The following is a 6,881-nucleotide window of genomic DNA, read 5'->3' as shown; positions in this document are numbered from 1 at the left end:
ACGTGGATTTGCAGACCCCGATACTAAAACCGTGTTTGAGAAGATGTACATTGAACGTTATGCCCGAGGGAATTCCCCCTCCACAAACTAACTAAGTTTCCCGCTGGATAATCCTACTACACATACTTCTTGACGCTACCGCTCGCGATGGAAATAAGCGTGCCCCGCACGGCTATTACGCGGAAAGTACCGTCCGCGACGGAAATAAGCGTGCCCCGCACGGCTATTTTGCCGAAAGTACCGCCCGCGACGGAAATAAGCGTGCCCCGCACGGCAATTACGCCGAAAGTACCGTCCACGGCCGAAATAAGCGTGTCCCGCACGGCCATTATGTCGAAAGAGCCCCCGCGATGGAAATAAGCGTGCCCTGCACGGCTATTTTGCCGAAAGTACCACCCGCGACGGAAATAAGCGTGCCCCGCACGGCTATTTTGTGAGTTGAGTGATATCCATTTCAAGTACGATGTTTTTCAAGGTATTTTTGAAGTAATTTCAAGAATGAAGCTGGATATAGATGTTTTTTATTCCTATTGGCCTCCGGTTGACCTATTTCTTCGCTAAATACGATCTATAGTGATGTTCTTCATCCTACTTTCATCGCAAAAGTGCTTATTAGCTCCAATAACGATAATTACCATCCTACTTACCTGAATTTCACCTTTGTTAGCTCAATTTTGGTCAAATCGTACAGCAGAGCATGCTTTAATCTCGAAGTTACGGATGCGAAGCCGTTTTTCTTGTTTAAGTTGCGCGTTGTCACTTTTTACCGATCCGGCGGCTAGTAAATCTTCGCATCCGACTCTACAGAGCCGCCGTAACGCATTCTTGATAGATCCTTACACTTGCAAACGCGAATGTGTTAAAGTAATACCGATCAAATCCCGACGGAAGGTGTGCCTCCACTTGTTAAAGCTCGGACGACTGAATACGCTTCGGAATCAAATATTCATCGGTTTCCTGCTGGTCATGATCATCGTTCTGGCTTTGGGTGGCACCTTCACGTACGATCGGGTGTCCGTCCTGTTGCGCCATAGCGCAGAGAGGCATATCCAACAAACGGCCGTCCAAGCGACGGGCAAATTGGAAGCGCTTGTACGGCAAATCGATACGTTGACCGCGCAGGTGGCAACGGATGCTTCCGTCCAAAGATTGCTCATTCAGGAAACGGAAGGCAAGCGAATAACTTTCTCCGAACGCCAATCCTTGCAGCAGATCGCGAGCAACTATCAGGCATATGGGACGGGCATTCGTTCGTTGGAGCTGTATACGACCGATTACCGGAGATTATTCCCGCTAGACGACGTCAGCCTGAATAGCCGAATTCCCGAGGAATGGATCGTCCGGGCGGATCGCGAGATGGGCCGGCTCGTCTGGCTCGGGCTTGATCCGAACGATTCCGGCGTTGCCATCGCGATTCGCCGCGTTCGGCTAATCGACCGTTCATTCTCTCATGGCGGGTACTTGACGATGCGCATCGAGAGAGGTTATTTCGAATTGTCCGACTCCTCCGTCGCGGATGACGGCTCTAGGGAATCCATGGTATTGCTGGACGGCGCGGGCAGGACGATCGCCTCCGGCTTCCCTTCTTATTACGGCGTGGAAGAGAGTATCGCCAGCGGTGAGGAATCCGTCTCGATAGACGGGGAATCGTATATCGCTATCCGGCAACGATCGGAATCTACGGGATGGACGCTTGCCATTCTGACGCCGGTCGATTATTCGACGGAAGGCATTTCCGTTCTGCGTGCGGCTATCGTGGTAGCTGGAGTTATAGGCGGCTTGTTGTTCCTCGTTCTTACGTTTATTTTATCGACGATGATCACTCGCCCGATCTTGAATTTGATGAAAGCGATGCGCGGAGCCCGTCTAGGCTCGCTCAAACCGAATCCGTACACGTCGTCGACCATGGAGATCAATGAGCTCAATTATGCGTATAACCAGATGGTCGCTTATCTTAACGAACTCATCGACGTCGTGTATCAGAAGGAGATCATCCAAAGCCGTACGGAGCTTAAAGCCTTGCAGGCGCAGATCAATCCGCATTTCCTGTTCAATACGCTGGAAGCCTTCTACTGGGAGCTAGAAGAAAAGGGGGAAGAAGAGCTCGCGCGAATCGTCGTTGCCATGTCCGGTTTGTTCCGGTATGTCATCAGCCGTCCTGACGAGGACGAGTGGGTGACGATCAGCGACGAGTTGGACCATGCGGAACGATATTTGCAGATCATGGAGATGCGCATGGTCGATCGTCTGACTTGGCGAATCGAGGTCGATAACGCGAGTCGAAGCGTTCCAATCCCGAAGCTGCTCGTCCAGCCCCTTGTAGAAAATGCCATCCTGCACGGGGTCGAGCAGCGAGCGGGACCGGGCAGCGTCGTTCTGAGAGTCGAAGCGTCGGAGCGTCCGGGCTATACGTCGGTAACGGTCGTCGACACTGGACCGGGCATGAACGAAGAAGCGAGCAGAGCTTTGCGTGAAGCAATCGAGGAAGGACGGTCCTTGTCGTCCAAGGGAACCGGAGTCGGTTTAGCTAATGTCCAAAGGCGGTTGAATTTGTACTACGATTCGCGCGCGCAAGGACTCGACATTCGAAGCGCCGAAGGGGAAGGCGCATCGTTCGGTTTCGAAATTCCGAACGAGCATGGGGGAGAGATCAAAAATGAAGAAGATTCTGATCGTTGACGATGAACCGAGAACGAGACAGGGCATCCGCAAAACCTTGGAAGCATGGTCATCCGGAGACCATCAAATCGAGACGGCTTCCAGCGGCGCGGAGGCGCTCGCATGGCTGGAGCGGAACGAGGCGAATCTTCTCGTGACCGATATACGGATGCCGGAGATGGGCGGTCTCGATCTGGTCGAGAAGCTGAACGGAATGGCTAAGCCGCCGGTCGTCATCGTAGTCTCCGGGCATCCCGAATTCGATTACGCGCAACGGGCGCTCCAGCTTGGCGTCGTGGAATATTTGTTGAAGCCCTTGGACAAAAATAAATTGCTCCGCGCCGTGGAACAGGCTCTCAAGCGGGAGGGCGATCTTCATCGTATCGGACGGATGGAGAAGCTCGTCGATTCGAAGCTGCTGGAAGCGGGAGAACAGGAAAACCGGTTCAGTCCGCCGGTTCGCGAGACTCTGAAGTACTTGGACGAACGACTTCATGAGCCGGTCTCTATGCGCGACGTGGCGGATCATTTGCATCTGAACGCGAGTTATTTCAGCGTTCTGTTCAAGGAGCAGACAGGGCTCACGTTCAGCGAATACCTGACCCGCCGAAGGGTGCAGAGGGCTAAAGAATTGCTGATGAATACCCGGCTACCAATCTCCGAAATCGCCGAACGCGTGGGCTATCAAACCGCGAAATATTTCGTAAAGGTGTTCCGGTCTTTGGAGTCCGTCAGTCCCGGTCAATATCGGCAGAGCGTCGCGGAAACCGAAGAAACGATCCAATAATAGTGGTATTAGTCCCAATCCCCGTAGCCTTATTCCAATGTCCGGACGGTGCTACAATGACGTTGAAGCGGTTACAAACCGCGGGATAATGACAAAAAAGGGGATGTAAACGTGTTCAACAGAAAATGGACCACCATGCTTCTTACGCTCAGCCTAGCGGTAGTCGTAGCCGGATGTGGCAGCAATAACGGCAACAATGGCAACGCGGCAAGCAACGCGCCAAGCAGCGAAGGCGCGACTGAATCCCAAGGTACCGTCGATACGGGCGGAGAAAAAGTAACGGTCAATTTCATGCATCTATGGCCTGAAGGCGTTTCCGCGGGTCAGAACAAAATCGTTAACCAAATCATCGATTCTTATCAAACCGAGCATCCGAACGTTACGATCAAACAAGAAGTGCTCGATAACGAACAATACAAAAGCAAGCTGAAGGTTCTATCCGCATCGAATCAATTGCCGGACGTGGGAGTGACTTGGGCAGCTGGTTTCTTGCAGCCTTACGTGGAAGGCAACCTGTTCACGCCGGTTGACGACCTGTTGAGCGGCGAACTGAACGGTAAATTCGTAGCCGGAACGACTGAAGCTTATGCCATTAACGGCAAAACGTATGCGCTTCCACTCGAGTTCAATATCGCGCCGGTGTATTACAACAAGGCTATTTTCGAGAAGAACAACTTGGAAATCCCGCAAACGTACGAACAATTTAAGACAGTCGTGAAAACGCTCTCCGACGCTGGCGTAGCTCCAATCGCGCTCGGCAACAAGGATCGTTGGACCGGCTCCCTCTGGTATATGTACCTAGCAGATCGCATCGCGGGTCAAGCGACGTTGGCCGGCGCGATTAACGGATCTAGCTCTTTCACCGATGAAGGCTTGATGAAAGCGGCTACGGAAGTTCAATCGCTCGTAGATGTGAACGCTTTCGTTAAAGGCTTCAACGGATTGTCCAACGAAGAAGCGAAATCGGAATTTCTGAACGGCAAAGCCGCCATGTACATGATGGGAACTTGGGAATTGCCGAACTTTACGACGAACGAAGATATTCCGCAAGAGTTCCGCGATAGCGTCGGATTCTTCAAGTTTCCGACCGTTGACGGCGGTAAAGGCGATATTAACAGCTGGGTAGGCGGACCTGGAGTCGGCTTGTTCGTCTCCGAAAACTCCAAAGTGAAGGACGAAGCGAAGAAATTCGTGGAATATTTCGTAACCAAATGGGGCGAGCAATCCGTCACCGGAGCGGGCGTCATTCCTGCAACGAAAGTAGATACATCGGCTCTTGAGCTTCCGCAATTGTATATCGACTTGTTTAACGAAATGAACAAAGCAAGCAGCATTACCCTGTTCGCGGATGTTCAAATGCAAGCAAGCGCGGCGGAAACCCACCTTAACATGATTCAGGCGCTCTTCGGCAAAGCCGCGACGCCGGCGAAGTTCGCGGAGGAACACGACGCGGCCATCGCCAAATAACATTACGTCGCGACTGTAGCGTTAGAGGGACGAAGACCTATCCGCATCTTAAGGGGTAGGTCTTTGCCTGACGATACCGAATGAAAGGGGTCGGCCGCATTGGATAAAGTATTATCGAACAAAAAAATGATCGCGCTGTACGTTCTTCCCTCATTGCTTCTCATTCTCGCCATCGTATATATTCCGATCGTGTTAACGGCCTATTATGGATTGCACGAATGGAACGGGATCGGGGCTATGAAGTTCGTCGGTCTCGACAATTATCAAGAACTGTTGAAGGACGAGACGTTCTGGAAGAGTGCGTGGCATTCCTTTATGCTCGCGATATTCTCGGGCGTAAGCCTGATTCTTTACTTAATCGTTGCCATCGTATTGGCTGCCCGAATTAAAGGGGCGAACATTTTCCGGAAAATCTACTTGATCCCCATGCTGTTATCGTCGGTTGCGATTGCCCAATTGTGGCTCAAAATCTTTCATCCGTCGAACGGAGTTCTTAACAGCGTCCTGGAATCCATCGGTTTCGAAAATCCACCCGCATGGCTCGCGGAGCCTTCAATCGTATTGTACGCGTTGTTCGTTCCGATCCTATGGCAGTATGCGGGCTTCTATATTCTTATTTATTACGCGGCATTGAAGAACATCCCGGCTTCCTTGGAAGAAGCGGCCAAAATCGACGGCGCCAGCGCATGGCAGGTCGCATGGAGAATCAAGCTGCCGCTTGTCATGGAAGTATTCAAGGTAACGATCGTATTGGCGGTCGTCGGTTCGTTGAAATATTTCGATCTGATCTTCGTCATGACTGACGGAGGTCCGAACGGTTCGAGCGAGGTCATGGCCTCTTATATGTATCATCAGGCTTTCCGCGCTTACGATTTCGGTTACGGAAGCGCCATCGGCTTTTTCCTGCTCGTCATTTGTCTTATCGCGACTTGGCTGATCCGCAAATTAACGGCAAGCAAAGATACGATTCAGTATTCATAAGGAGGTTCGCTTCATGACGACAATAGACGCGGGACGACCGCTAGCCGGAATGGCGCGCCGAAGGACGGGAGTCGGCCGTTCACTCGGAATGGTCCTGTTGTACGCCGTATTGATCATCGTTGCCGCAGTGCAGCTTTTTCCTCTAGTATGGCTTCTATTTTTCTCGCTCAAAAACAATCAGGAAGTGTTTAATCTTCCGCCTCTATCGTTGCCGATGAATCCGCGCTGGGAAAATTACGAGAAAGTGTGGAGCGCGGGAAATATAGACGTCTATTTCTTAAACAGCGTATGGATTACGATAGTCGCAACGGCACTAACCGTCGTCTTGGCAAGCTTGGTCACGTACGCCGTTACCCGAATGAGATGGAAGGGCAGCAAGTTCGTGCTTGGATTGTTCATGGTAGCGATGATGATTCCGGTCCATTCGACGCTGATCCCATTGTTCAGCTTGTTCAACGACACTGGTTTAATCAATCATCCGCTGGCCCTCATTCTCTCGTACGTCGCTTTTAATATGCCCATCACGATAATGATCCTGCTCGGCTTCTACTATGCGCTGCCGCGGGAGGTAGAAGAGGCGGCGATCATTGACGGCTGTTCGGTAAACCGCATGTACTTCCGGATCGTGTTTCCGATGACCGCTTCCGTTCTCGCTACGACGGCGATCATTAACATGATCTATAACTGGAACGAATTCATTTTCGTGAATACGTTCATCAGCTCCGATGCCTACAAAACGCTCACCGTCGGCGTTCAAAATTTCATTGGCCAATATACGACCGACTGGGGCGCGATCGGGGCTACGTTGATGATCAGCATTTTACCTATTCTCATTACTTTCTTGGTGCTCAGCGACCGTATCGTGGAAGGAATCGCGGCAGGTTCCGTCAAAGGTTAATAAAGGCGGCGGGAAAGGCTTGATCTCGACGATTATAGCATCGCGGGTATTATGATATAATGAAACAGAATTTGACCGCTTAGCTAAATG

The 6,881-nt window shown here is 51.4% G+C and carries 6 protein-coding genes; 5 read left to right on the top strand and 1 reads right to left on the bottom strand.

Features of this window, described 5'->3' with window-relative positions:
- Nucleotides 1-116 precede the first annotated feature (116 nt).
- Nucleotides 117-329 (bottom strand): hypothetical protein, encoded by a 213-nt coding sequence (locus DFP95_RS27730; protein WP_115995926.1) that lies wholly within the window; start codon nucleotides 327-329, stop codon nucleotides 117-119.
- Nucleotides 330-903: 574 nt separating this feature from the next.
- On the opposite strand from DFP95_RS27730, the gene DFP95_RS27725 reads away from it, so the two are divergent.
- The 5 genes from DFP95_RS27725 (at nucleotide 904) to DFP95_RS27705 (ending at nucleotide 6,791) form a co-directional block, all read left to right on the top strand.
- On the top strand, nucleotides 904-2,679 hold the full coding sequence (locus DFP95_RS27725; protein WP_115995925.1) for a sensor histidine kinase: 1,776 nt from the start codon (nucleotides 904-906) through the stop codon (nucleotides 2,677-2,679).
- Nucleotides 2,657-3,445 (top strand): response regulator transcription factor, encoded by a 789-nt coding sequence (locus DFP95_RS27720; RefSeq protein WP_115995924.1) that lies wholly within the window; start codon nucleotides 2,657-2,659, stop codon nucleotides 3,443-3,445. The genes DFP95_RS27725 and DFP95_RS27720 overlap by 23 nt, the downstream gene beginning before the upstream one ends.
- Nucleotides 3,446-3,556: 111 nt before the next feature.
- The gene (locus DFP95_RS27715; protein ID WP_115995923.1) at nucleotides 3,557-4,912 is read left to right on the top strand and encodes an extracellular solute-binding protein; all 1,356 of its coding nucleotides are present in this window, start codon (nucleotides 3,557-3,559) and stop codon (nucleotides 4,910-4,912) included.
- A 99-nt stretch (nucleotides 4,913-5,011) separates the two neighbouring features.
- Nucleotides 5,012-5,893: a carbohydrate ABC transporter permease gene (locus tag DFP95_RS27710; protein WP_115995922.1), complete on the top strand. Its 882-nt coding sequence runs from the start codon at nucleotides 5,012-5,014 to the stop codon at nucleotides 5,891-5,893.
- A 13-nt stretch (nucleotides 5,894-5,906) separates the two neighbouring features.
- Entirely contained in the window at nucleotides 5,907-6,791 is an 885-nt protein-coding gene (locus DFP95_RS27705; protein WP_115995921.1) for a carbohydrate ABC transporter permease, read from the top strand.
- Nucleotides 6,792-6,881 lie beyond the last annotated feature (90 nt).

The sequence above is a fragment of the Cohnella lupini genome (genome assembly GCF_003386205.1).
GTDB classification, from domain to species: Bacteria; Bacillota; Bacilli; order Paenibacillales; family Paenibacillaceae; genus Cohnella; species Cohnella lupini.
Note: the sequence above shows the minus strand (reverse complement) of the source record. Positions and strands in the feature narration are given on the sequence as shown.

Excerpts from the sequence above, each read along its gene's own strand:
- DFP95_RS27705 (WP_115995921.1), top strand. The coding sequence starts at position 5,907 with ATGACGACAATAGACGCGGGACGACCGCTAGCCGGAATGGCGCGCCGA.
- DFP95_RS27730 (WP_115995926.1), bottom strand. The coding sequence starts at position 329 with ATGGCCGTGCGGGACACGCTTATTTCGGCCGTGGACGGTACTTTCGGC.
- DFP95_RS27720 (WP_115995924.1), top strand. The coding sequence starts at position 2,657 with ATGAAGAAGATTCTGATCGTTGACGATGAACCGAGAACGAGACAGGGC.